We start from the raw sequence: 23,603 nt of genomic DNA, 5'->3' as shown, positions 1-23,603 counted from the left end.
GGGACGGCCCAGCACATGGCAGGCAAGGGAGGAAGAGGCGGCGGCGTTGCCGGCGGTGGCAAGGGCGGCGCCGGCAAGAGTCTGGTGCGCGCCTCGTTGGCCATTCACGAGCCGCCGATCGGCCAGAGCACCACCCCGGGCGGTCTGATCAAAAACTTCACCTTCGAGTTCAACCCGTCCCAGCTCGCGCTCAGCCGGCGTGCGCAGTGGAAGACCACCCCGACCGCCGCGGTGCGCGACGGCGCCGTCCCGGAGTTCATGGGGCCCGAGCCCAGGGAGATGACGGTGGAGATCTTCCTGGACTCCTCCGACGAGCCGGGCGGCAACTCGGTGCTGAAGAAAGTGGAGGCCCTCTTCTCCTGCTGCGAGGTGACCGCGAAGAGCATCGCCGCCAAGCAGCCCTCCACCCCCTGGGTGGTCTTCCAGTGGGGGTCCTTCTCGACGGCGCGCTTCACGGCGTACGTCTCCTCCGTGGACGCCACCTACTCGCTGTTCAGCATGACGGGCGTGCCGATCCGGGTCACCTGTCAGGTGCGGCTGCACGAGATCCCCGGCAAGACCAAGGGACAGAACCCGACCTCCGGCGCGCTCACCGCGCAGCGCGTGCACCGCGTCGTCGCGGGCGACACGCTGCAGTCGCTGGCATGGCGGGAGTACGGCGACCCGAACGTCTGGCGGGCGATCGCCGGGGCCAACGGCATCGACGACCCGTCCCGGCTGCGGACCGGCACGGAAGTGGTGCTTCCGGCAGCCGAGGAAGTGGGTGGTCACTGATGGTGCAGGCGTCCTTCTCCAACGTCGTCCACGTCTCGATCGGCGGCGGCAAACTCCCGGACCACATCGCCGACGATCTCGTCGGCGCCTGGGTGGACCTGGGGGCCGGGGGGCCCGGCGCGTTCCGGCTCACCTTCCGCGACCCGCACGGTCTGCTGCTCGGCGAGCTGAAGGTGAAGTTCGGCACCAAGGTGGTCGTGGCGCCCGTCGCGGCCAGCAAGGGCGCGTCCTCGCCGCTGCTCACCGGCGAGGTGACCGGCATGGAGACCGACTACGACGGCACCGGCACGTTCACCGTGATCCGCGGCTACGACCTGGGCCACCGGCTGATGCGGCAGCGCAGGGTCGCCGCGTACCGCAACCAGACCGCCGCCGACATCGCCCGCAAGCTGGCCGGGCAGAGCGGCATACCGATCGGCAGGGTCCAGGCCACCAAGACCGTCTACGAGTTCATCAGCCAGTCGAACGTCACCGACTGGGACTTCCTCTCCCGGCTCGCCGACGAGAACGCGATGGTGATGTCCCTCGACTCCAAGGGAAAGTTCCAGTTCGTCCGGCCGGCCCCGGCATCCGGCGCGCCGCCGACCAGCACCGACGGCGAGAAGAGCCCGTTCGTCCTGCACGCCGGCCAGGACGTACTGCGCTGCCGCGCCGCCGTCAGCTCCGCGGACCAGATCGGCAAGGTCGAGTCCCGCGGCTGGGACGTCGCCACGAAGAAGGCGCTCACCGCGATCTCGACCGCGACCAGCACGCCGGCCGTCGCCATCGGCACCACCCCGGGGGCCGCCGCCTCGGCTTTCAAGGCCGGGAAACTGGTGGAGACCGAGACTCCGTACGACCGCCAGTCCGAGGTCAAACACGCCGCCGACTCGCTCGCCGACGACATCACCTCCTCCTTCGCCGAGCTGGAGGTCACGGTGCGCGGCAATCCGAAGCTGCGCCCCGGTGTGCCGGTCACGCTCAGGGACGTGGGCACCCCGTTCGAGGGCAAGTACACGGTCACCTCCGTACGGCACGTCTTCGGCGACGACAGCCACTACCAGACCTGGGTGACCGTCAGCGGCCGGCAGTGGCGCTCCCTCTACGGCCTCGCCTCCGGTGCCGGCGGCGCAGCAGCAGCCGCGCCGAGGCTGCCCGGCGTGGCCAACGCCCTGGTCACCGACGTACAGGACCCGCTGAAGCAGGGCCGGGTGAAGCTGCGGTTCCCGTGGCTGGACGATGCGTACGTCAGCGACTGGACCCGTACCGTACAGATGGGCGGCAAGGCAGGAGGCGGGATCTTCCCGCTGGACGTCGGCGACGAGGTGCTGGTGGCCTTCGACCGCGGGGCCCTGGACCATCCGTTCGTCATCGGCGGCCTCTACAACGGCCGGGACAACCCGACCCCGGTCAGGGACGTGCCGCTGCACGACGGGCTGCGGAAGAAGGCGATCCGGCACACGCTGTCCGACCGGGACGGCAACCGGGTGGACCTGCTCAGCCAGACGACCGGGGCCCGCAGGCAAGGCGTGCGCATCGCCACCGGGGACGACCGGCTCACCATCAACCTCGACCGCACCAGGACCGAGATCACGGTGGACAGCAAGGGGTCCGTCACCATCACGGGCGGCATGTCGGTGTCGGTGGAGGCGGGCCTGGACCTCACGCTGAGCGCGCGCCGGGCCCTGACCATCAAGAGCGGCGGACCCCTCACCGTCCAGGGCCGCGGCCTGGTCAACCTCAGGTCGCTGGGCGGGGCGGTCAATGTGGACGCGCTGGGGGCCCTCAGCTTGAAGGCGGCGGGCGCGGCGACGATCAGCTCGGCCGGGACCGTCCAGGTCAACGCTGCGGCGAACGTGGGCATCCGGGCCGCCTCGCTCCTGCTGCAGGGCGTGGTGCTTGTCAACAACAAGCCGTATCCGATCCCGTGACGGCCGGGAAGTCCTCAAGGTCCTTGAAGTTCTCGCAGTTCGACAGGAGAAGGCGGGTGGTCTGCTGATGGCCGAGCAGTTCGTCGGGTCCGGCTGGGCGTTCCCCCTGCGCATCGGCCCGACCGGAGGCATCGCCCTGGTCAGCGGGGAGCGGGAGATCGAGGAGGCCATCCACCTGGTGCTGGCCACCGCGCCGGGGGAGCGGCCGATGCGGCCCGAATTCGGCTGCGCCATCCACGACCTGGTGTTCGCGCCGGTCAACGAGGCCACCGCGGGCCGCATCCAGCACGAGGTGTACGCCAGTCTCGACCGCTGGGAGCCCCGGATCGAGGTGACCGACGTCGAGGTCACCGCCGGCGCGGACCAGGGTGTGCTCTTCATCGACGTCCGCTATGCGATCCGCGGCACCAACAACCCGCGCAGCCTGGTCTTCCCGTTCTACGTCATCCCGTCCCACGACGAGCCCGGCGACGGCGACACCCCTCCGGAAAGCGAACGCTGATGGCCCTGCCCTCCCCGAACCTCGACGACCGCCGCTTCCAGCAGTTCGTCGACGACGCCAAGCGCTACATCCAGCAGCGCGCCCCCGAGTGGACCGACCACAATGTCTCCGACCCGGGTGTCACCCTCGTGGAGACGGTCGCGCACATGGCCGACCAGATCGTCTACCGGCTGAACCGGGTACCGGAGAAGAACCATCTGGCCTTCCTCGACCTGGTCGGCATCACGCTGTTCCCGCCGTCGGCCGCCCGGACCGATGTCACGTTCTGGCTTTCCGCACCTCAGGAGGAGCCGGTGCTGCTGCCCGTCGGTACCGAGGTCGCCACCGCGCGGACGGAGGGCGAGGAGGCGGTCGTCTTCGCCACCGAGCACGAACTGACCGTAGTGCCCAGCGAGTTGTGCCATCTCATGGTGCAGCGCCAGGGCGAAACCGTCGCCGACCTGACCGCCGACCTCACCGCGGCCAAGGACGTGATGTGCTTCGCCGAGGCCCCGCGGCCCGGCGACTGCATGCTGCTCGGGCTGAGCGCCGCCGTGCCGCACTGCGCGGTGGCGCTGGGTCTGGACAGCCGGGTCGACGGCGTCGGGGTGGATCCGCGGCAGCCGCCGCTGGTGTGGGAGGCGTGGACCGAGGACGGCTGGGCTCCCTGCGAGGTCGACCGGGACGGCACCGGCGGCCTCAACCGGCCGGGCGAGGCCGTGCTGCACGTCCCCGGCGGGCATGTGCTGTCCCGCACCGGCGGGCGGCAGGCCGGCTGGCTGCGCTGCCGGGTCACCGAACCCCTGCCCGGCCAGCCCTTCTACACCACGTCGCCGACCGTGCGGTCCGCCGAGGCGTTCACGATCGGCGGCACCACCGGCGTCGTGCACGCCGAGACCGTGTACGACGAGCCCCTCGGCGAGTCCACCGGCCTGCCCGGCCAACGGCTGAGTCTGGCCCATGCGCCCGTGGTGGGCGACGACCCGCCGGTGCTGCTGCAGACCGCCGACGGCGGTGACGGTGAGGGCGACGGCGGCTGGCGGAACTGGGACGTGGTGCCCCATTTCGCCGCCTCCGGCCCGGGCGACCGGCACCTCACGCTCGACGCCACGACCGGGGAGATCGCCTTCGGCCCGGCGGTACGGGAACCGGACGGCACCCTGCGGCAGTACGGGGCGGTACCTCCGCAGGGCGCGGTCATCCGGGCCCGCCGCTACCGCATCGGCGGCGGCCGGGCCGGGAACGTGGCCCGCGGCGCGGTGCAGGTGCTGCGCAACTCCGTCCCGTACGTCTCCGAGGTCGTCAACCGGGAGGCGGCGCGCGGCGGGGTCGACGGCGAGACGGTGGCGGAGGCGAAGGCGCGGGCGCCGATCACCCTGCGGGCCCAGGAGCGTGCCGTGACCCTGCGCGACTACGAGGAACTGGCGCGCCGTGCCGCGCCCGAGACGGCCCGGATCGCCTGCCTGGAGGGCGAGGAGAGCGAGTACGGGGCGTACGCGGTACGGGTGCTGGTGGTCCCGCAGGCGGTACCGGACCCCGGTGGGCGGCTGCGCTTCGAGCAACTGGTCCCCGGCGACGCCCTGTTGCGGCGCATCACCCGCCATCTCGACGACCGGCGGCTCATCGGGACGCGGCTGGCGGTGGGTCCGCCGTTCTACCAGGGCGTCACCGTCGTCGCCACCGTGCACGCCTTCCGCGGCGTGGACACCGACCGGGTGCGGCGGCAGGCGCACGACGCCCTCTACCGCCACCTCGACCCGCTGACCGGCGGCGCCGACGGCACCGGCTGGCCGTTCGGCCGCCGGGTCCAGGCGGGCGAGATCTTCGCGGTGCTGCAGCGCGTGGCCGGCGTGGAACTGGTCGACGAGGTCCGGCTGCATCCGGCGGACCCGCTGACCGGCAAACGCGGCGAGGCCACGGACCGTATCGATCTCGAAGCGCCGGCGCTGGTGTTCTCCTTCGACCACCGGGTGCGTGTGATCGGAGACGACGCATGAGCATGAGCGTGAGCACGAGGGGATCCATCGACGGGCTGAGGTCCTCCGCGCCGCTGGGCGAGCTGCTGCCCGCGGTCTTCGCCGAAGACCGGCTGGCACAGCATTTCGTCGCCGGGCTGGACGAGGTCCTCGCTCCGGTCCTGAACGCCCTGGACTGCCTGGACTCCTATTTCACTCCGGCGCTGGCCCCGGTGGACTTCACCCGCTGGCTCGGCGGCTGGGTCGGAGCCGAGACCGACGGCACGGAACCCGAGGACCGGCTGCGCGCGGCCGTCTCCGCCGCCGCGCGTCTGCACCGGGTACGGGGCACCCGGCGCGGGCTGGCGGAGGCGATCCGGCTGACCTTCGGCGTGGAACCGGAGATCAGCGAGAGCGGAGCCGCCGACTGGAGCGCCCGGCCGCTCGGCCCGGTGCCAGGCGAGCGGCGCCCGCGGCTGCACGTGCTGCTGCGGCTGCCCGACCCGACCCCTGCGGACGAACACCGGCTCGACCGTCTCGTGGCGGCGGCCCGCCCCGCGCACATGCCCTACACGGTCCAGGTGACCGCTGCGGAAAGGAACCCCGACAGATGACCAGCCAGACCCCCGCCACCGGTCCCCGGAGGGACGGGGCCGCGAACTGCGCCGAATGCGGCACCCGGGCGGAACCCGGCCAGTCCTTCTGCGACTCCTGCGGCGCGGTGCTGGGCTGGTCCGGCCGCGCCGGCCGCGCTGACGCGCGGGGCGAGGCGGCCGACCCCGCCGGTGCGCGAGCAGGGCTCGGTACGACCCCGGCCCACGGGCCCGGTACGGCAGCCGGGGACGCCGGGGCGGCGCCCGGGCGGCCCGCTTCCCCGGCGGGCGCGACGCCCGCCGACCGGGGCGGGGCCCTGCCCCGGCCGGATGCCGACCGCGCGCCCACACCCGGGCGGGCCCCTGGGCCGCACGGCGACGACGACGGCGCGAGCCCGTCCCGGTTCGGCCCCGCCGGACCGGGCACCCCCCTGCCAGACGCGACGGGACCGGACTCGGCGAGGCCGGATCCGGACGGGCCGGGTTCCACTCGGCAGGGCCCGAGTGGGCCGGGCACGACCGGGCTGGGTTCGGCTGGGGTGGGCGCGACCGGGCTGGGTTCGGCCGGGGCTGGCACGACCGGGCCGGATCCGGCCGGGGCTGGCACGGCCGGGCCGGGTTCGGCCCGGCGGGACGTGACCCGGTCGGGCGGGGACGGGCCGGGCACGATCGGGGCGGGCGCGACCGGGGCCCGCACGACCGGGGCGCGCACGACCGAGGCGGGCCCGGTTGGACCGGGTTCGGTCGGACCGGGTTCGACCGGGCTGGGTTCGGCTGGGGTGGGCGCGACCGGGCCGGGTTCGGCCGGCGCTGGCACGACTGGGCCGGATCCGGCCGGGGCTGGCTCGACCGGGCCGGGTTCGGCCCGGCGGGACGTGAGCCGGTCGGGCGGGGACGGGCCGGGTTCGGCCGGGGCGGGTGGGGGCAGCGGGGCGATGCTTACTGCGGCCGTTGCTGCCGGTGCGGACGACCCGGCCGCACGCGCCAGGTCGCTGCTCGTGCCGGTCGCCGACCCCGGACCCCGGGCGGCGGCGGTACCCTCCGTGGCGCCGGTGCTGCCGGGCCGCCCGGTCGCGGACCGCCCGCAGGTCCGCACCCCGGGCCGGGAGCCCGGCACCGAGGGCGGCGCGCCCTGTCCCTGGTGCGCCACACCCAACCGGCCGGACCGGCACTTCTGCGTCGTGTGCGCCATGCCGCTGTCCGGCGGCCCCGCGGTCCCCGGGCAGCGCCGCCCCTGGTGGCGCCGCGTGCGGGACTTCCGTAACCGGGAGACCCCATGGGCCGGCGACCGCCCGCGCTTGCGGCGCGGCTTCGGCTACCTCATGACCTGGGTGCTCTGGGCACTGGTGGCGGCCCTGCTGATCACCGCCGTCGTCTACGCCGACAACGCCGTCGGCGCCGTCCGCGATCACTTCGCCAAGCGCACCCCGGTCGGACCGGACGCCGTCTCAGCCTCGCGGTCCTACCCGGGGCACGACCCCCAACTCGCCTTCGACAAGCTGAACAACACCTGGTGGGGCCCGGGGATCAGCCAGTCCGGCGCGGGGGAGTGGGTCGAAGCCCGCTTCGACCGGCCCACCCGGCTGCTCGACGTCATCATCACCCCGGGCGTCTCCACCCGCGCCGACCGGCTCTCACAGTCGGCCCTCCCGCACCACATCGAGGCCGTGATCACCACCTCCGACGGCAAGACGACCACCCGCTCCCTCACCCTCGACCAGGGCGCCGGCGGCCAACGCCGCACCTTCCGGGCCGGCGACGTCACCGCCGTACGCTTCATCCTGCGCTCCGCCTACGCCGCCGCCGCCGACAAGCAGGTCGCCATCGCCGAGGTCGAGTTCTTCGGTCCGTCGAAGAGCAGCCGAGCCTCGTAGCGATGGCACGGACTCAGCAACAGCCGGGGAACGGCCGGACCGGCGACACCCAGCAGGCGCCCCAGGCACCCCAGCTGCCCCGCCACGCCCTGCTGGCCTTCCAGCAGTCCGCGGGGAACGCGGCCACCACGCAAGCGGTGCGGCAGGCGGAGCCCGCCGAGACGGGCTTCGAGCTGCCGTCGTACCTGATGCACCTACAGGCGGGCGGGCTCTCCACGGCGTACGGGCTGACGGGGCACGACTTCGTGCCGCACGCGGTCGCCGCAGTGGTCGGGCACCGCGACGGCACCGTCGCCGACATCGAGAGCGAGCTGGCCGGACGGCCGGAGAGCTTCTTCGGAGCGGGCCGCGCCTTCGCCGTCCAGGGCAGGACAGGCAAGGAGTCGGGCGAGGACTCGGGCGAGGAGTGGTACGACGTCACCGTCCGCATCTGCCCGGCCCCCGACGACCGGCCGCCCACGTTCCGGAAGGACCCCCCGGCCGCCGCTCCCTCGCAGGCCGAACTGGAGGACCCCGAAGGCAAGGACACCAAGGTCGACGTCCAGCACAACACCGCCGCCACCGTGAGCAGCACGGCCGGCGGGTCGTCGAGCAAGGGCGCCGGAGGCCTGCTCTTCGGCCTCGCACCCGTGGCGCCGGCGGTGTGGCTCGGCGCTGCCGGGACCGCCGGCCTCCAGCCCTGGCAGTCCTCCCGTGAATCCCGCCGCCAGCGGAACGTGGCCGAACCACGGGTGCTGCGCAGCGACAAGGGCTCGGTCGAGGTGCCGCGCAAGGTGCGCTACGAGGTGCGGTTCAAGAAGCACGGTGCCCGCAGCGCAGAGGTCTACCGGGGCTCCGGCACGCTCACCCAGCGGGTCCCGACCGAGCACCTCGTCCCGGCCGGCACCCGAGGGCCCGGCTCCCGGCGGGTACTGACCCCCGCCACCGCCCGGGCCGTCTCCCTCGCGGACTCCATGGCCCCCGTCGCCGTGACCGAGCGGGGCGCCCCGCACCAGGGCGGCGCCGGGCTGTTCGACGCGCTCGCCTCCGTCCTGCACCCCGACATCACCGCACCCGGCGCGCCCGGCAGGGCCCGGCTGTACGAGGCGACCGCCACGGCCACCGTCCTGGAGGATCTGCCCCGGCTGCTGCGCGACGGTGTGACCGGCGAGGACCTGCAGGCCAAGGACGGTAAAACGGTGGGCAGTTACCGCCTCCGGGCGGCGATCAGAAGCCTCGCCCCCGCCTGGGGCACCGGCAAGACCCAGCTGCGCACCCACCAGCAGACCCAGACCTCCGTCACGGAGAGTGCGGGCAAGGGGCGGTTCGTCCAGGGCGGGCTGGGCCCCGCGATCGGGGTCGGGGCGGTGGGCAACGCGGCCATCGTCCGGGGCACCGCCATGCCGGTCGCGGCGGCCCGCAAGGCGCGCTTCACCGCGACCGAACAGACCGTCTCCAGCCGGCAGGGCGCGGAGGTCCGCGGCGAGAAGGTGCTCTACTTCGGGACGGTGACCTTCACCGCGGAGGGTACGGGCCTGCGCTCGCCCGGGATGACCCTGCGCCCGGAGACCCGGGTCGCCCGGCACACCATGAACATGTGGATCAGCCTGAGGGCGGAGGAGGCGAAGGAGTTCGGGCTGCCCCTGCCGCCGGGAATGCAGGCCGACGACTTCGTCAGGAAGCCGACGACGACCGACGAGAACGGCAACGAGGCGGAGGTCGAGCGACACCTCCCCTTCGGCGGCAGGGGATCCAGCGTCGCGCTCAGCCGGCTCGACACCGGGCCCATGGTGCGGGCCGTGCTCGGCCTGTTCGAGAACGATCCCCGGCTGGCCGGCTACCTCCCCGACTTCGGCGCCACTGCGATGACGGGGCGCACTGAGCCCACCGGCGATGAGGCCGAGGCCCAGCGGCGCAACTACCGCGAGCTGATGGCCGCCCTCTCGGAGACCAACATCCGGGTCAACAAGGACCAGTTGCTGTCCACGGGACTGCGGGTGCGGCTGCGCCGCAAGACGAGTCTCCACTCGCACGACGTGCAGCTGCTCGTCAAGGGCGCGCTGAGCGAAGCCGCCTACCAGGGCGACATCAAGGACTGGTCGGTGCGCAGCCACAGTGGTGTCGTCAGCAACTCACAGAGCGGACGGAGCAGTTCGCGGTCGATCGGCGGACTGGTCCTCGGCCAGGCCCGGCTGGTCCCCGGCACCCTGACCGGCGTGGCCCGCTACGACAGGCACTACTCCGGCAACCGCCGCAACCAGGCGGGACCCACCGGCCGTACGGACATCGTGGCGAACGGCTCCGACACGGCGAGTGCCTTCGACGCGGCCCTGAAGCTCGACGTGGAGGTCACCATGACCTCCCGGCCCCGCAAGATGACCCGCACTGTCATCGCCGGCTCGCCGGGCCGGTCGGTGCCGGAGGCCGAGACCTTGGCGTACATGAACCTCGGGCCCCAGGACGTACGGCTGCTCACGCCCGCCGAGTTCACCCTGGACCAGGCGGGGAAGGACCGGCTCGACGCCGTGGCGGACGCCCGCAGGGCGGAGCCCGCCGCTGCCGAGTACGAGGTCAGGGCCGAGGGCATCGGTGACCTGGCCTCGATCACCCCGCGGCCGTCCACCGGGTTCCTGCTGCGGGACTGGCAGCTGGTGGAGACCATCGACGGGGAGCCCGTCCGGGCCCTCGCCCACCAGCTGCTGTCCCGGGCCGCCGCCCGCAACAAGAGCCTGCGCGAGGACCCGGCGCTGGCGACGGAAGGGCTCGCGCCACGGCTGGCCATCGAGGAGCGGTTCGGCGAGCGGGCGATCCAGGGCGCGCTGCGGCAGGCCGCGTCCTCGGGCTGGGTGGTAAAGAACCTCCGCCATCCGCGGCGGCTCGCCGGCCTGAACGGCGCGGTCGGTACCCGGCTCGCCCTGGCCAACCCCAAATTCCTGCACAAGGGCGCGGGCCCGGGCACCGAGACCTTCGTACTCGGCGGTCACCAGTCCGCCGGGCAGTCGGGCGAGGGCACCTCTCAGGCCTTCCAGTACGGCGTCACCGTCATCGAGCAGGGTGCCGCGTGGCGCCTCGGCCAGGGCCTGTCGGTGTCCCACACCTCGGGCAAGGGCGACTCCGAGGCCCTCAGCGTGTCCGGCACGGTCGAACGCAACGCCCACACCCCGAAGAAGGCCCCGCTGTATCTGGTCCAGTGCGATGTGCTGGTCAACATGGTCGCGGAGGTCAAGGTCACCGGCGGCGGCCCGTACGTGGCGAAGGGCGCCCGGACCCTGCCGGCCGCGGCGGGGGTGTGGCTGACCGAAGCCCAGCTCCCGGAGGACATCCGACAGCAGGTGAGACAGCAGGAGGCGGCGGCACCCACCGGGCAAGCCGCTGGTGCCGGTGCCGGTTCCGGTGCGTCCTCGTCCCGGCCGCCCGCCCGCCCCACCCCGAGGCTCGACGGCAACCGCGCCCTCGGTTTCGGCATGATCGAGAAACTGCCGGACTTCGTCCCGCTGCTCGGGCAGCTGCGCACCCGCCTCGCCCAGGGCAAACACAAGAGCCTCGCCGACGAACTGCTGCCCCGGCAGCAGCTGGCGGACCGCAACGACAATGTGCAGCGGCTGCTGCGCGTCCTGGACCGGGACGGTTCCGCCGGGCTGCTGTCCAGTGCCATGGACGGCGGAGTCACCGTCGAGCTGTTCGACGGCCGCAACGACCCGTACTGGGCGGTGTTCAAGGTGAACCGCCTGGGCGACGGCACCTCCGCGGACGGCGAGGACGTGAACGACGGCCGGGACATGGAGTACATCACCTCGGCCGTGGTGCAGCAGGCCGACTCCCACGACGAGGGCTCCGGGACCGGTGTCGAGGGCATTCTTGCCGGATCGGGCAGACCCGAGGGCGGGGCCGGCCGGTTGAAGAGTGTCGGTGGGGCGGCGGGCCTCGGCTACGCGTCCGGCAGGTCGCGCGGGCGCCGTGATGTGCGCCGCGCCCAGCTCGGCATGAAGTCCGTCGCGGACAGCTCCGCGAAGTCGGTGAAGATGCACCTGCCGATCCGGGCGAGCCTCGAACTGTACAAGGGCAACACCCGGGTGGGGCTCGCCCAGCTGACGCATCTGATGGTTCACCGCATCCTGCGCAATGACCTGGAGGCGCTGTCGAGACTGCAGCTTCCGGTGGCCGACACGCCCCAGGTTGTGTGGGGCGGTCGCGACGGCGGCGGGACCGCACTCGGCTCCTGGCGGGCGGCCGGTGTGCGGCTGCCGATGGAGGCGCAGGTCAACGGCTTCCAAGGGGTCCCGCAGGTCCGGCAGTTGGTGGATTCCGCGATTGAGCAGGCGGGCGGCGGCAGCGGGTTCAAGGACGGCGGGAAGGCCGCTGCGTACGCCCTGAACGAGGCCGTGTCCACCGAGTGGATGATCGCTGCGCTGCCGCTGCTCACCGCCGCCGGGGCCGACCTGCCACCGGTACACGCCTCCGGCACGGAGGGCCAGGACCTGCACGCCTCCCTCCACGCGCGGCTGCGCAACGGGCGGGTGCTGGGCCTCGGCGACACGATGACCTTCGAGACGGTGGGCCAGAGCCATCTGGAGACGCCCCGCCCCTCCCAGAAGGACGGCCAGAGCTCCTCCGACCACAGCAGGACCGCCCGCCCGTTGTTCGGCGCGGGGGTTCTCAACGCCTCCGAGTTCCGCCTCAACGGGCTGCTGGGCAACACGGGCGGCTCGGGCGGCGAGGCCGACGCCACGGTGAACTCCTCCGGCTCGATGCCGCTGCACAAGCCGAAGACGAAGGCGGTCCTGGTCCAGTTCACGCTGGACGTCAGGGTGGTGGCCAAGGTGACCGGCAGGGTCCGGGGCCGTGCGGCCACGGCGGTACGGGAGACGACCCTGGCGCAGCCGGTGGTGATCCGCATGCCGGAGCCCGTCGTCCGCCGCATGCTGGCCACGCAGGGCGACCGCCTGCAGGACGACGGCAACCACCTGAGCCGGCCCACACCCCCGCCCGCCACCTAGGCCGGACGGGTGGACCGGCGGTGGCGGCGTACGCGGCCCGCGGCGGCCGGTGCCGGTCGACTCTCATGGACTGCGGCCGGCCCGCGGTGGCCCCGTCCACCGTGCGCGCCGGCCGGCCCGGAGAACGGCTGGAGGAGAGCGGACCGGCATGAACGAACGCGCACGCATCGACGTCCACCACCACGTGATCCCGCCCGACCGCAGCCGCGGAATTGCCGAGGGGGCCCGCGCCGCGGCCCGGGACGTGAACGAGTTCACCGCCGAGCTGGTCAAGGACCGGCCCGACCGGTTCGGCAATTTCGCCGTCCTCCCCCTGCCGGACGTGGAGGCGGCGCTCGCCGAGGCCGTCCACGCCCTGGACGAGATCGGCGCCGACGGGGTGACGGTGCTGTCCAACGCACATGGGCGCTACCTCGGAGACCCGGAGTTCGAGCCGCTCCGGGCCGAGCTCGACGCGCGGGCGGCGGTGGTCCTCGTCCACCCCACCGCGCTTCTACTTCGACACCGCGTTCTGCGCCGGCCCGGCCTCGCTGCCCTCGCTGCTCGCCTTCGCCGCGCCCGGACACGTCCTGTACGGCAGCGACTTCCCGATGGTGCCCGAGGAGTGGTGCGGCGGCTTCGACGAGGGGCTGGACGGCTACCCGCACTGGACGGACGGGCAGCTCCACGCGATCCACCGGGGCAACGCCGAGCGCCTCTTCCCCCGTCTGGCGGGAACGGCCTCCCGGCCCGGCTGACGCCGGCGGTCAGTCCTCCGTGAGGGCCGGGCCGGTGCGGCGGGCCAAGGCGTTGTTGCCGATCGAGTTGTGGACGCTGAAGCTGACCGCGTCCGAGCGGTAGCGGTCGTCGGACCATTCGACCGGACGGCCCTCGCGGGTGGTGGTGATGCGGCGCACCCGCAACAGCGGGCTGGTGCGCCGTACTTCGAGGAGCTCGGCGTCCTGCGCACTCGCCGCGACCGCGTCGATGAGGTGCTCCCCGTAGGCGAACACCAGCCCCGTGTCGTCGAGCAGACGCTGCGTCACCGACGGGCAGTCGGGGTCGATGAGCTCGACTGCGGGTGCGATCCAGTCCGCGTACACGGTGCGCTCCAGCAGGACCGGTTCGCCGTCCAGGCCGCGTACGCGCAGGACGTGCAGCACGGGTGCGCCGGCCGCCACCTGCAGCCGCATCGCGTCGAGGTCGCCGGCCGGGTGGTACTCCGAGGACACCACCCGCCCGGTCGCGGTACGGCCCATCGCGCGGGCCCACTGGGCGAAACTCCGCAGCTCGGCGAAGCTCTGGCTGCGGCGGCTGGCCAGCACCACCCGGCGGGCGCCCTGGCGGGAGCCGATCAGGCCTTCGGTGGTCAGGGCGAGCACGGCCTGGCGGACGGTGCCGCGGGAGACACCGAAGCGCTCCGCCAGCTGTGTCTCCGCGGGCAGCAGTGCTCCCACCGCGTACTCCTCGCGGTCGATCGCCCGGCGCAGTTCCTCGGCGATCTCTTCGTGCCGCGCCGTCATCCGTAGTGCTCCCGTCCTTGGTCACCTACAGCGTAAGCGCAGGTCGGGCCGGGCCGAAACGAGGGGAGAGTGTCCAGATTATTGGCTGGATTCCGTCGCCCGCCGTTCACCGGAAGGTCATGGACGCCGTGCCTACTGAGGCCAACTTGTTCAGACAAGTTGGCCGCGGAATCTTTCAGTCCGCCGGCCCCTCCCCACCCCCGCCGCGCCCGCTCGCGCCGCACCCCAGGAGAGACCGTGTACATGCCGAGACACCCGAGAAACACCGTCCTCGCCGGTTGCCTCGCCGTCCTCGCCGCCTTCACCCTCAGCGCCTGCGGCGCGGCCCCGGACAAGGCTGCGGCCAAGACCGCCACCGGCAAGGACGCCGCCACCGCGACCTCCGCCGCCGACTTCGGCGGCATGGACGCCCTGGTCGCCGCCGCCAAGAAGGAGGGCGTGCTGCACGCGATGGCCCTGCCCCGCGACTGGGCCAACTACGGCGCCCTCATCGACGGCTTCACCCAGAAGTACGGCATCAAGGTCGAGGTGGAGAACCCCGACGGCAGCAGCCAGGACGAGATCAACGCCGTCACCAGCCGCAAGGGCCAGGACCGCGCCCCCGACGTCCTCGACCTCGGCACCTCCTTCGCGGTCAGCGGCGCCCAGCAGGGCCTGTTCGCCCCGTACAAGGTCGCCGCCTACGCGGAGATCCCCGCGGGCCAGAAGGACGCCGACGCCCGCTGGTACAACGACTACGGCGGCTACATCTCGATCGGCTGCGACGCCAAGCGGGTCAAGAACTGCCCCACCACCTTCAAGGACCTCCTCAAGCCCGAGTACAAGGGCCAGGTGGCGCTCAACGGCAACCCGACCAAGTCCGGCTCCGCCTTCGGCGGCGTCTACGCGGCGGCCCTCGCGAGCGGCGGCTCCCTCGACGACATCCAGCCCGGCATCGACTTCTTCGGCCAGCTGAAGAAGAACGGCAATTACACGCCCGTCGAGTCCACCCCGGCCACCGTCGAGAAGGGCGAGACGCCCATCAGCCTCGACTGGGACTACCTGAACGCCGGCTACGCCGAGCAGTTCAAGGGCAAGGGCCTCGACTGGAAGGTCACCGTCCCCGAGGACGGCAAGTACGCCCAGTATTACGCCCAGGCCATCAACAAGGACGCCCCGCACCCGGCCGCCGCCCGGCTCTGGCAGGAATGGCTCTACAGCGCCGAGGGCCAGAACCTGTGGCTGAAGGGCTACGCCCGCCCGGTCCTGCTGCCCGCCATGGAGAAGGCCGGCACCCTCGACCAGGCCGCCGCCGCCAAGCTCCCGAAGCTCACCGGCACCGCCCCGGCCTTCCCGACCGAGGCCCAGCAGACCAAGGCCAAGGGCGTCCTCGCCCAGAGCTGGGGCAAGGCCGTCTCCGGCTGACCGGCGCCCCGGGGCGCCGAGCCCATCGCCGCCCCGACTCGCCGCCCGCCCCGACAGCCCGCCCGATCACGGACCCGATCGCCCCTCGATCGCCCCCGGTCACCGACCCGATCAGGAACATGACCACCGATACGACCAGCCCGCGCACGGCAGCCGCGCCACCCGCCGCCGCGCCCGCCGCCCCCGCCGCCCCATCCGGGCGGCGGGCCCGCCGGTCCGGCGCGCTCGCCGTCGTCCCGCTGCTGCTGTTCACCGCAGTCGCCTTCGGCCTGCCCGCCGCCGCCATGCTCGACGGCGCCTTCACCGTCAAGGACCCGGCCACCGGCGCCACCGGCTACGGCCTCGACAACCTGACCGCCTCCTGGCAGGGCGCCTACCGCACCGCCCTGCTCGGCAGCGTGAAGCTGTCCGCCACCTCCGCCGTCCTCGCCGCCCTGCTCGGCCTCCTCCTCGCCCAGGCCGTCGTCAGCTCCCCGCTGCGGGCCCTGCGCGAGGCCGTACTCACCGCCTCCGGCGTCCTCGCCAACTTCGGCGGCGTCCCCCTCGCCTTCGCCTTCGTCGCCACCCTCGGCAACTCCGGCGTCCTCACCCGCAAGCTGGGCCTCGCCGACACCGGCTGGAACCTCTACACCTTCTGGGGCCTGGTCCTCGTCTACCTCTACTTCCTCGTCCCCCTCATGGTCCTCACCATCACCCCCGCCCTGGACGGGCTGCGCACCCAGTGGCGCGAGGCCGCCCAGAACAACGGCGCCACCCACCGCCAGTACTGGCAGCACGTCGCCCTGCCCGTCCTCGCCCCCTCACTACTCGGCGGATTCGTCCTGCTCTTCGGCAGCGCCTTCGCCGCGTACGCCACCGCCGCCGCAATGGTCGGCAGCTCGGTCCCGCTCGTCACGCTCCAGATCGCCGACGCGATCTCCGGCAACGTGCTCATCGGCCAGGAGAACGTGGCCCTCGCCCTCAGCCTCGACATGGTCCTCGTCGCAGGCCTGGTGATGGCGGTCTACCTGCCCCTGCAACGACGGAGCGCCCGATGGCTCGCCTGACCACGACCACCACCACTCCCTGGCGGGCCCTCGTGCTCGCCGCGGCAGCCCTGTACTTCCTGGTGCCGCTCGCCGCCTCCGTGGTCTTCACCGTCGACGTGCCCGGCCGGGCACCGAACCTCGACGCCTACACCCGCATCCTCGACACCGAGGGCTTCCTGCCCAGCCTGCTGCTCTCCCTCGAACTCGCCGCCGCCACCATCGCGGTGGTCCTGCTGCTCATGGTCCCCGCCACGGTGGCGCTGCGCCTGACCGCCCCGAAGCTGCGGCCCGTCGTCGAGGTGGTGTGCTCGCTTCCGCTGGTCGTGCCGCCCATCGCCTTCGTCGCCGGCATCGGCACCGTCCTGAAGTGGGGACCCGAGCATTTCTCCGACACCCCCTTCTTCCAGACCTTCGTCGCCATCCAGAACCCCGACTTCCCCGTGGTCCTGGTCCTCGCGTACGCGGTGATGGCACTGCCGTTCGTGTACCGGGCCCTGGACGCCGGACTGAGCGCCATCGACGTACGCACCCTCGTCGAGGCGGCCCGCAGCTGCGGCGCGAGCATGCCGCACGCCCTGCTCCGCGCCGTACTGCCGAACCTGCGCGGCGCCCTGCTCAACGCCTCCTTCCTCACCCTCGCCCTGGTCCTCGGCGAGTTCACCACCGCCCAGCTCCTCGGTTTCCGGCCGTTCGCCGTCTGGATCGTCAACATCAGCGGCTCACAGGCCCAGATGTCCGTGGCCGTATCCGTCATGAGCCTCCTGGTGACCTGGCTGCTGCTGCTCCTCCTCGCCGGAATCGGCAGCCGCCGCACCCCCTCTTCGACCACCGACCGGAAATGACACCCCTCATGAGCCTCACCGCCCCCGCGCACCCCGCGGAAGCCGCCTCCGCGCAGTCCGCCGCGGCCACCGTCGAACTGCGCGCCCTGCGCCGGTCCTTCGGCGCCACGACCGCCCTCGACGGACTCGACCTGACGGTGCGCCCCGGTGAACTGCTGGCCCTGCTCGGCCCCTCCGGCTGCGGCAAGACCACCGCCCTGCGCATGCTGGCCGGCTTCGAGCACCCCGACTCCGGCGAGATCCTCATCGACGGCAAGGACGTCACCGCGGTACCCGCCCACCGCCGCGACGCCGGCATGGTCTTCCAGTCCTACAGCCTCTTCCCGCACCTCGACGCCATCGACAACGTGGCGTTCGGACTGCGTATGCGCAAGGTCCGCACCGCCGAGCGGCGCGCCCGCGCCGCGGAACTGCTCGACCTGGTCGGCCTCGGAGACAAGGGCGAGCGCTTCCCCCACCAGCTCTCCGGCGGCCAGCAGCAGCGCGTCGCGCTGGCCCGCGCCCTCGCCCTGCGCCCCCGCGTCCTGCTCCTGGACGAGCCGCTGTCCGCCCTCGACGCCAAGGTGCGGCTGACGCTGCGCGAGGAGATCCGCCGCCTCCAGCAGGAGCTCGGCATCACCACCCTCTTCATCACCCACGACCAGGAGGAGGCGCTCTCCATGGCCGACCGGGTCGCGGTCATGCGGGCCGGCCGACTGGAGCAGGTCGCCACCCCCGCCGAGTTGTACGCCCGCCCCGCCACCGCCTTCGTCGCCGAGTTCGTGGGCACCATGAGCCGCATCCCGGGCCGGCTGCACCCCGCCGCCGCGACCGGCGCTACCGTCGAGGTACTGGGCCGCCGCCTGCCGGTGGACGGTACGCCGCCCGAGACCGCCGGCGCGGCCGACGCCGAGGTCGACGTCCTCGTCCGGCCCGAGGCCGTCCAGGTCGAAGCGGACGACGCCGGGACGGCCCGGGTCCTCGGCACCTCCTTCCTGGGCGCGACCGTCCGGGTCACCGTCGCCCTCGCCGACGGCACCCGGGTCAAGGCGGACCTGCCCGCCCACGAGGCCTCCGCGCTCAACGCCGGTGCCGCGGTCCGCCTCTCGCTGCCCGACCGGCCGGTGCTGGTGGCCCCGCGCGCCGCCTGACCCGGCCAGCGCTCCGCCCCCTCCGCACCGCCCTCACCACCCCGTTTCCGGAAAGAGACCCTTCGTGACGCTCCTCCCCGCCCCTGCCCCCGCCCCGCCGGTGCTCCAGGCCGTCCTCTTCGACATGGACGGCACGCTCGTCGACACCGAGCAGCTGTGGTGGGACACCGTGGCGGAGGTGGCCGCGGGGCTCGGGTACGACCTTGTCACGGCCGACCAGCCGGACGTGCTCGGCCGGCCCGTCGAGCACACCGCCGGGGTCCTCGCCCGGCTCACCGGCGCCCCGCTCGGCCCGATCGCCGCCGAGCTGCACCGGGCCTTCGCCGAGCGGGTCCGCACCCGGGTCGTGCCCCGGCCCGGCGCGCTGGCCCTCCTCGGCGCGCTGCGGGACGAGGGCGTCCCCACCGCCCTGGTCACCGCCTCCCCCCGGGAGGTCGCGGACACCGTCGTGGCGGCCCTCGCGGAGGCGGGCCACGGCGGCTTCACGGTCACCGTCACCGCCGACGACACCCCGCTCACCAAGCCGAACCCCGACCCCTACCTCGCGGCCTGCCGCGCCCTGCGGGTCCCGCCCGCCGCCTGCGTGGCCGTCGAGGACACGCCCACCGGTGTGGCCTCGGCCGAGGCCGCCGGCTGCCAGGTCCTCGCCGTGCCCTCGGTCGCCCCGATCGAGGCGGCCCCGGGCCGGACCGTACTGGACTCCCTGGAACGGGCCACCCCGGACCGGTTGCGGGCGCTGGTCGCCACCGCGCCGGCGCCGCGGTTCCTGGTACCCGAGCTGACCACCCACCGGGCTCGGGCCGGTCGCCCCTTCACCGCCACCGTCGCCGGCCTGGTGCGCGGCGCCGCCCAGCCCGTGACCTTCGCCGCCGCCGACCGCCCGGACTGGCTCACGGTCCGCGCCGACGGCACCCTCAGCGGCACCCCGGCTCCCGCCCCCGCCCCGGCCACGGGGGCCACGGACACCGCCGTCGCCACGGTCACCGCCGTCGACGCGCACGGCGCCACCGCCCGGCTCACCGTCCGCATCCCCGTGGCCGCGGCCGACGCACCCCCGCTCGACCGGCTCCGGGTGATGAGCTGGAACCTGTGGCTCGGCGGCAGCCCCGTCGACGACCACCGCGACAAGCAGCTGGCCGTGCTCCTCGCCGCGGACGTCGACGTGGTCGGCCTCCAGGAGACCGCGGTGCACGCCGGCCCCGAACTCGCCGACGCGCTGGGCTGGTTCCACCACCGCGCCGGGGAGAACCTGGCGATCCTCAGCCGCCACCCCATCGTGGCCACCCTGGGCGACCCCGAGGTGGGCTTCTACGGAGCGGCCGGCGCCCGGATCCGGCTGGACGAGCACCCGGACGGCACCCCGCACGAGCTGGTGCTGTGGACAGCCCACCTCAACTACACCCCGTACGGCCCGTACGACGCCTGCTTCGACGGCCTCACCGAACCCGAACTCATCGCCCGCGAGGGGGAGTCGGGCCGGGTCCGCGAGATCGGGGAGATTCTGGCCGCGATGGCACCGGACCTGGCCGCGGCCGACCGCACCCCGGTCCTGCTCACCGGCGACTTCAACGCCCCCTCACACCTGGACTGGACCTCCGGCGCCACCGCACTGCACGACGGGCACGGCCCGGTGGACTGGCCGGTCTCCCGCGCCGTCGAACGGGCCGGCCTGCGCGACTCCTACCGCGAGGCGCACCCGGACCCGCTGTCCGCCCCCGGTACCACCTGGTCGCCGATCCACCCCCGGCACGAGGACGGCAGCGGCCGGCCGGAGCCGCAGGACCGTATCGATTTCGTACTCCACGCCGGCGACCGGCTCACCGTTCTGGACTCCGCCGCCCTGGCGACCGGCCGCATCGCCCCCTGGCCGGACGTCGCCGCCAACGACTGGCCGTCCGACCACGCGGCGGTGGTCACGACGTTCCGGTTCGCCTGACACGTGTCCCGGTCGGCCGATGAGTTGCCGACGGTCGGCCGACCGGGACAGCAGGTTCACGGGACAGCAGGTTCAGACGAGGTCGAACCGGTCGAGGTTCATCACCTTGTCCCACGCCGCCACGAAATCACGCACGAACTTCGCCCCCGCGTCCTTGGACGCGTAGACCTCCGACACGGCTCGGAGCTGGGAGTGCGAACCGAAGACGAGGTCGACCGCGGTGGCGGTCCACTTGGCCTCGCCCGTGGCGCGATCCCGGCCTTCGAATACGTTCTCGTCCGTGGCCGACGCCTTCCACTCCGTACCCATGTCCAGCAGGTTGACGAAGAAATCGTTGGTCAGCGTCTCCGGCCGGTCGGTGAAGACCCCGTGCGGGGACCCCTTGAAGCCGGTGTTCAGGGCCCGCATGCCACCGGTCAGCACTGTCATCTCGGGTGCGGTCAGGGTCAACAGGTTGGCGCGGTCCAGCAGGAGGGTCTCCGGCGACAGCTTCTCTCCCGCCGGGAGGTAGTTGCGGAAGCCGTCCGCCCTGGGTTCGAGTACGGCGAAGGCCTCCACATCGGTCTGCTCCTGCGATGCGTCCGTACGCCCCGGCGCGAACGGGACCGTGATGTCGTGCCCGGCGTCCTTCGCGGCCCGCTCGACGGCCGCGCAGCCGCCCAGGACGATCAGATCGGCGAGCGAAACCTTCGTTCCGCCGGTCTGGGCGCCGTTGAAGTCCTGCCGGATCCGCTCGAGGGTCTGCACCACCTCCGCCACCTCGGGCAGGGCGTTGACCTCCCAGTCCTTCTGCGGCGCGAGCCGGATCCGGGCCCCGTTGGCCCCGCCCCGCTTGTCGGTGCCGCGGAAGCTCGCCGCCGCCGCCCACGCGGTGGTGACCAGCTGGGATACGGACAGCCCCGAGGCGAGGATCCGGGCCTTGAGGTCGGCGATCTCCGCCTCGCCGACCAGCTCGTGATCCACGTCGGGGACGGGGTCCTGCCACAGCTGCGGCTCGGGAATCCAGGGTCCGAGGTAACGCGAGAGCGGACCCATGTCGCGGTGCAACAGCTTGTACCAGGCCTTGGCGAACGCTGTCGCGACCAGCTCCGGGTTCTCGTGGAAGCGCTTCGCGATCGGCGCGTAGACCGGGTCCAGCTTCAGCGAGAGGTCCGTCGTCAGCATCATGGGAGCGTGCCGCTTCGACGGATCGTGCGCATCGGGCACCGTGCCCTGGGCCGCGGGGTCCTTGGGAGTCCACTGCTTCGCACCGGCCGGGCTGGTCGTCAGCTCCCAGTCGTACCGGAACAGGTTGTCCAGGTACCCGTTGTCCCACTTCGTCGGCTCGGAGGTCCAGGCGCCCTCGAGCCCGCTGGTGAGGGTGTCGGCGCCCTTGCCGCTGCCGTAGGAGTTGTGCCATCCGAGGCCCTGCAGCTCGATCGGGCCGGCCTCGGGCTCCGGACCGACGTACTCGGGATCGACCGCGCCGTGGCACTTTCCGAACGTGTGGCCGCCGATGATGAGCGCAACCGTCTCCTCGTCATTCATCGCCATCCGCCCGAACGTCTCGCGAATGTCCCTGGCGGCGGCCAGCGGATCCGGATTTCCGTTGGGACCCTCCGGATTCACATAGATCAGGCCCATCTGGACGGCACCGAAAGGACCGCCGAGTTGCCGGTCGCCGGTGTAGCGCTCGTCCCCGAGCCAGGTGTCCTCGGGCCCCCAGAAGATTTCCTCGGGCTCCCAGATGTCCTCCCGACCGAAACCGAACCCGAAGGTCTTGAATCCCATCGATTGCATGGCGCAGTCGCCGGCGAAGATCAGCAGGTCGGCCCATGAGATCTTGCGGCCGTACTTCTGCTTGACCGGCCAGAGAAGCCGGCGTGCCTTGTCGAGGCTCGCATTGTCCGGCCAGCTGTTGAGGGGGGCGAAGCGCTGGGCGCCGGAGCCGCCGCCGCCCCGGCCGTCGGCAATGCGGTAGGTGCCTGCGGCATGCCAGCTCATCCGGATGAAGAGGGGCCCGTAGTGTCCGTAGTCGGCAGGCCACCAGTCCTGCGAGGTCGTCATCACCTCGAAGAGGTCGCGCTTCAGCGCGTCGACGTCCAGGGTCGCGAATTCTTCTGCGTAGTTGAAATCCTCACCCATCGGATTGGACTGGGGCGAGTGCTGGTGGAGAACCTGAAGGTCCAGCTGATTGGGCCACCAGTCCCGGTTCGTCCTGGGGGCAGTCGGCGCGGGGGCCGGGGAGGGGATTACCGGATTTTCACTTTCGCTGCCGGCCACGTCCGTCCTTCTTCCTGTCTCGGTGTTTCGCGTCCGTATGGTTGCGCACCACGGACCGCACCACTAAGAGAACACGCGGGGCACCCCGCGAAAGGAAAGGCGGCAGCGGAATGGTCGGCTCGTTCAGTCGGTGAACGAACCGTGCCGTCCCGCCCCCGACGCGAAGCGTGTGGCACCCGAGAGGGTCTCGCCGGCCGACAGCGGCACCATGCCGTGCCGCAGCTCGGCCGCCAGCGCCTCGGCCTCGGTCAGCCCGTGCTGCTCCCGTACGGACAGCCGGTCGTGGCGCAGGCACAGCTGCGGGAACGCGGCGATCTCCCGGGCGAGCTCCTCCGCCGCCTGCCGGGCCCGCCCCGGCGGCACGAGGCGGTTGGCCAGCCCGATCGCGTACGCCTCGGCAGCCGGGACCGGCCGGCCGGTCAGGATCAGGTCCATGGCCCGGCTCTCGCCGATCAGCCGCGGCAGCCGGACCGTGCCGCCGTCGATCAGCGGCACCCCCCACCGGCGGCAGAACACCCCGAGGACGGCGTCCTCCTCGACCACGCGCAGATCGCACCACAGGGCCAGTTCCAGCCCGCCGGCCACGGCATGGCCGGCGACGGCCGCGATCACCGGCTTGGTCAGGCGCAGCCGGGTCGGCCCCATCGGGCCGTCGCCGTCGGGTTCCACCCGGTTCCCGCGTTCGGTGCCGACGGCCTTGAGGTCGGCGCCCGCGCAGAACGTCCCGCCCTCGCCCCACAGCACGGCGACACAGGATTCGTCGTCGGCCTCGAACGCGCGGAAGGCGTCGGCCAGTTGCCGGGCCGTCGGCCCGTCCACGGCGTTCCGGGCGGCGTGCCGTGACAACACCACGGTGGTCACGGGGCCGGCCCGCTCGACGCGGACGGCGGGTGCCGAGGACTGCTGCTCTGCCACTGTCGCCGGGGTATCGGTCAT

Annotated in this window: 16 protein-coding genes and 1 pseudogene; 14 read left to right on the top strand and 3 right to left on the bottom strand. The window is 72.9% G+C overall.

The genetic code is table 11. The annotated features are described in order from the left end of the window. Positions 1-15: 15 nt before the first annotated feature. The 9 genes and pseudogenes from ABT123_RS02080 (at position 16) to ABT123_RS02040 (ending at position 13,300) form a co-directional block, all read left to right on the top strand. Positions 16-774, top strand: a complete 759-nt coding sequence (locus ABT123_RS02080; RefSeq protein WP_351308388.1) for a CIS tube protein — start codon at positions 16-18, stop codon at positions 772-774. Then, on the top strand, positions 774-2,684 hold the full coding sequence (locus ABT123_RS02075) for a VgrG-related protein (RefSeq protein ID WP_351308385.1): 1,911 nt from the start codon (positions 774-776) through the stop codon (positions 2,682-2,684). Before ABT123_RS02080 ends, ABT123_RS02075 begins: the two co-directional genes overlap by 1 nt. Before the next feature lie 67 nt (positions 2,685-2,751). Further along, entirely contained in the window at positions 2,752-3,186 is a 435-nt protein-coding gene (locus tag ABT123_RS02070; RefSeq protein WP_351308382.1) for a GPW/gp25 family protein, read from the top strand. Further along, complete coding sequence (locus ABT123_RS02065; protein ID WP_351308379.1) at positions 3,186-5,162, top strand: putative baseplate assembly protein; 1,977 nt, start codon at positions 3,186-3,188, stop codon at positions 5,160-5,162. The genes ABT123_RS02070 and ABT123_RS02065 overlap by 1 nt, the downstream gene beginning before the upstream one ends. An 8-nt stretch (positions 5,163-5,170) precedes the next feature. Further along, entirely contained in the window at positions 5,171-5,734 is a 564-nt protein-coding gene (locus ABT123_RS02060; RefSeq protein ID WP_351308376.1) for a phage tail protein, read from the top strand. 914 nt (positions 5,735-6,648) lie between these two features. Then, positions 6,649-7,587: an NADase-type glycan-binding domain-containing protein gene (locus ABT123_RS02055; RefSeq protein WP_502970830.1), complete on the top strand. Its 939-nt coding sequence runs from the start codon at positions 6,649-6,651 to the stop codon at positions 7,585-7,587. 2 nt (positions 7,588-7,589) lie between these two features. Next, on the top strand, positions 7,590-12,563 hold the full coding sequence (locus ABT123_RS02050) for a hypothetical protein (protein WP_351308373.1): 4,974 nt from the start codon (positions 7,590-7,592) through the stop codon (positions 12,561-12,563). Positions 12,564-12,711: 148 nt separating this feature from the next. Then, positions 12,712-13,026 (top strand): annotated as a pseudogene (locus tag ABT123_RS02045) (amidohydrolase family protein); the annotation flags it as partial. Continuing rightward, entirely contained in the window at positions 12,965-13,300 is a 336-nt protein-coding gene (locus ABT123_RS02040; protein WP_351308370.1) for an amidohydrolase family protein, read from the top strand. The pseudogene ABT123_RS02045 and the gene ABT123_RS02040, both read left to right, overlap by 62 nt. A gap of 9 nt (positions 13,301-13,309) precedes the next feature. On the opposite strand, the gene ABT123_RS02035 is transcribed toward ABT123_RS02040, so the two are convergent. After that, positions 13,310-14,065: a GntR family transcriptional regulator gene (locus ABT123_RS02035; RefSeq protein ID WP_351308367.1), complete on the bottom strand. Its 756-nt coding sequence runs from the start codon at positions 14,063-14,065 to the stop codon at positions 13,310-13,312. Positions 14,066-14,308: 243 nt separating this feature from the next. On the opposite strand from ABT123_RS02035, the gene ABT123_RS02030 reads away from it, so the two are divergent. The 5 genes from ABT123_RS02030 to ABT123_RS02010 all read left to right on the top strand — a co-directional run bounded on the left by ABT123_RS02030 (position 14,309) and on the right by ABT123_RS02010 (position 20,405). Beyond that, positions 14,309-15,469: an ABC transporter substrate-binding protein gene (locus ABT123_RS02030; RefSeq protein ID WP_351308364.1), complete on the top strand. Its 1,161-nt coding sequence runs from the start codon at positions 14,309-14,311 to the stop codon at positions 15,467-15,469. Positions 15,470-15,588: 119 nt separating this feature from the next. Further along, on the top strand, positions 15,589-16,515 hold the full coding sequence (locus ABT123_RS02025) for an ABC transporter permease (protein WP_351308361.1): 927 nt from the start codon (positions 15,589-15,591) through the stop codon (positions 16,513-16,515). Next, complete coding sequence (locus tag ABT123_RS02020) at positions 16,503-17,339, top strand: ABC transporter permease (protein WP_351308358.1); 837 nt, start codon at positions 16,503-16,505, stop codon at positions 17,337-17,339. Before ABT123_RS02025 ends, ABT123_RS02020 begins: the two co-directional genes overlap by 13 nt. 8 nt (positions 17,340-17,347) lie before the next feature. Next, positions 17,348-18,469 carry an ABC transporter ATP-binding protein gene (locus ABT123_RS02015; protein ID WP_351308355.1) on the top strand — a complete coding sequence of 374 codons (1,122 nt, stop codon included), beginning with the start codon at positions 17,348-17,350 and terminating at the stop codon, positions 18,467-18,469. A gap of 64 nt (positions 18,470-18,533) precedes the next feature. Beyond that, on the top strand, positions 18,534-20,405 hold the full coding sequence (locus ABT123_RS02010) for an HAD-IA family hydrolase (RefSeq protein WP_351308352.1): 1,872 nt from the start codon (positions 18,534-18,536) through the stop codon (positions 20,403-20,405). Between the two features lie 72 nt (positions 20,406-20,477). Here the strand turns inward: ABT123_RS02010 and katG are convergent, their stop codons facing one another. Both katG and ABT123_RS02000 read right to left on the bottom strand, forming a co-directional pair. Then, entirely contained in the window at positions 20,478-22,667 is a 2,190-nt protein-coding gene (gene katG, locus ABT123_RS02005) for a catalase/peroxidase HPI (protein WP_351308349.1), read from the bottom strand. Positions 22,668-22,790: 123 nt separating this feature from the next. Next, positions 22,791-23,603 carry a crotonase/enoyl-CoA hydratase family protein gene (locus ABT123_RS02000; RefSeq protein WP_351308346.1) on the bottom strand — a complete coding sequence of 271 codons (813 nt, stop codon included), beginning with the start codon at positions 23,601-23,603 and terminating at the stop codon, positions 22,791-22,793.

This window comes from Streptomyces sp. NPDC002054, from assembly GCF_040296685.1.
Taxonomy (GTDB): Bacteria; Actinomycetota; Actinomycetes; order Streptomycetales; family Streptomycetaceae; genus Streptomyces.
Note: the sequence above shows the minus strand (reverse complement) of the source record. Positions and strands in the feature narration are given on the sequence as shown.

Bases quoted from the DNA above. Each gene is read 5' to 3' on its own strand.
- ABT123_RS02040 (WP_351308370.1), top strand. From the start codon at position 12,965: ATGGGCGCTACCTCGGAGACCCGGAGTTCGAGCCGCTCCGGGCCGAGC.
- ABT123_RS02055 (WP_502970830.1), top strand. From the start codon at position 6,649: ATGCTTACTGCGGCCGTTGCTGCCGGTGCGGACGACCCGGCCGCACGC.
- ABT123_RS02025 (WP_351308361.1), top strand. From the start codon at position 15,589: ATGACCACCGATACGACCAGCCCGCGCACGGCAGCCGCGCCACCCGCC.
- ABT123_RS02050 (WP_351308373.1), top strand. From the start codon at position 7,590: ATGGCACGGACTCAGCAACAGCCGGGGAACGGCCGGACCGGCGACACC.
- ABT123_RS02065 (WP_351308379.1), top strand. From the start codon at position 3,186: ATGGCCCTGCCCTCCCCGAACCTCGACGACCGCCGCTTCCAGCAGTTC.
- ABT123_RS02080 (WP_351308388.1), top strand. From the start codon at position 16: ATGGCAGGCAAGGGAGGAAGAGGCGGCGGCGTTGCCGGCGGTGGCAAG.
- ABT123_RS02070 (WP_351308382.1), top strand. From the start codon at position 2,752: ATGGCCGAGCAGTTCGTCGGGTCCGGCTGGGCGTTCCCCCTGCGCATC.
- ABT123_RS02030 (WP_351308364.1), top strand. From the start codon at position 14,309: ATGCCGAGACACCCGAGAAACACCGTCCTCGCCGGTTGCCTCGCCGTC.
- ABT123_RS02015 (WP_351308355.1), top strand. From the start codon at position 17,348: ATGAGCCTCACCGCCCCCGCGCACCCCGCGGAAGCCGCCTCCGCGCAG.
- ABT123_RS02035 (WP_351308367.1), bottom strand. From the start codon at position 14,065: ATGACGGCGCGGCACGAAGAGATCGCCGAGGAACTGCGCCGGGCGATC.
- ABT123_RS02000 (WP_351308346.1), bottom strand. From the start codon at position 23,603: ATGACCGATACCCCGGCGACAGTGGCAGAGCAGCAGTCCTCGGCACCC.
- ABT123_RS02020 (WP_351308358.1), top strand. From the start codon at position 16,503: ATGGCTCGCCTGACCACGACCACCACCACTCCCTGGCGGGCCCTCGTG.
- ABT123_RS02075 (WP_351308385.1), top strand. From the start codon at position 774: ATGGTGCAGGCGTCCTTCTCCAACGTCGTCCACGTCTCGATCGGCGGC.